Annotated in this window: 2 protein-coding genes; both read right to left on the bottom strand. The window is 79.1% G+C overall.

What is annotated here, in order from left to right; all coding sequences use genetic code 11:
* Positions 1–1,201 (bottom strand): DUF4350 domain-containing protein (locus AB0F81_RS51290; RefSeq protein ID WP_360211795.1); only part of this gene is annotated, 1,201 nt, incomplete at its 3' end.
* Positions 1,198–1,361 (bottom strand): DUF4129 domain-containing protein (locus AB0F81_RS51295; protein ID WP_360211798.1); only part of this gene is annotated, 164 nt, incomplete at its 5' end. The genes AB0F81_RS51295 and AB0F81_RS51290, both read right to left, overlap by 4 nt.

A 1,361-nucleotide genomic window follows, 5' to 3' on the forward strand; every position in this document is an offset into this window, starting at 1 on the left:
GGCCGGGGGGGGGGGCGGCAACGTGTGTGTGGTGGGCTGGCGGCGGGCCGCGGGCGTGGCCCGGGCGCAGTTTTGGGGGGGGCGGCCCGGCCGGCGCGGCGATCCGGTCGGCCGGCGCGCCGGCGGGCAGGCCGAGGTGGTCGGTGATGCGGCGCCGGGCGGCGTCGCGCAGGATCTCCAGCGACGGGCCGCGGGCCCGGGCCCGCCGGGAGAGGCGGCCGTGGCCGAGCATCGTCTCGTGGGCCGGCACCCGCGACGGCAGCGGCTCGCTGACCGGGGTGCCGAGCCGGCGCGCGGCGGCTGCGGCGAGGGCGACCGCGGCCAGCGCGATGAGCAGCAGGACCGCCCAGAACGCCGGCGGGAACGCCTGGGCGAGCGGGCTGTCCTGCAGGGACTCGCTGCCCCCGCCGCCGGGCCCGGTCCCGCTGCCGTCGCCGTCGCTCTCCCCCTCGCCGGGGTACGGCGTGGCCGGCCGGGTCGATTCCGGGTCGAGGGTGGGCGCCGGGCTGGTCGGCGGCGGTGGCGGCCGGTCCGGGGCGTGCAGGTCCAGCCAGATCACCCGGGAGTCGCGGGCGAGCAGCCCGGTGGCCAGGGTGGCGTTGTCGTGTTCGCGGATCCGGTCGTTGCGGAACGGGTCGGCCGCCCCGGCCAGGGTGATGTCCCAGCCGTCGGCGGTGAACTCGGCGACCCCGCCGTCGTAGCAGAGGGTGCCGTCGCTGGTGGCGTACTGCTGGCGCAGCACGGCGGCCGGCCCGGCGGGCTGCGCGCAGCCCGGTTCGGTGACCGCGGCCGCCCACCGGGTCCGGGTGACGGCGGCCGGCCAGCGGCGAGCCTTGAGGATCGCGCCGTCCGGGGCGACCAGGACCAGGCGGCTGCCGGCCGGGATCCGGGTGTCGCCGGTCAGCGTCGGCAGGTGCGCGAACTGCGGCGTCGGCACGAAGACGGTGACCGCGGCGCCGGCCTCGTGGACCGCGCCGAGCGCGTCCTCGGTGGTGGTGTGCCGTTCCACGGTGACGCCCCGGTCGCGCAGCAGGCCGGCCAGCCCGCTGGCGCCGATGCCCACGGTGCCGGTCGGCGACAGGTAGGCCGGATCCTCCTGGTCGGGCTGTTCGATGGCGTGCACCACGAGGGTGCCGCCGACGAGCAGCAGCAGGACGGCGAACGGCAGGATGAGCCGCCGGCGGCGACGGTCGCCGGTCATCGGGCGGCCTCCGGTTGCAGGGCGGCACGGACCTCGCCGGTGAGCCCGCGCATCCGGGCGTCCTGCTCGGGGCCGGCCGGCCGGTGGCCGTACCAGATCTCGGAGAACAGGTCGGTGGCGCCGCTGAGCGCCGGGCCGAGCGGCGGCCGGTTGGCGGCCG

The sequence above is a fragment of the Actinoplanes sp. NPDC024001 genome (genome assembly GCF_040638955.1).
GTDB lineage: Bacteria > Actinomycetota > Actinomycetes > Mycobacteriales > Micromonosporaceae > Actinoplanes.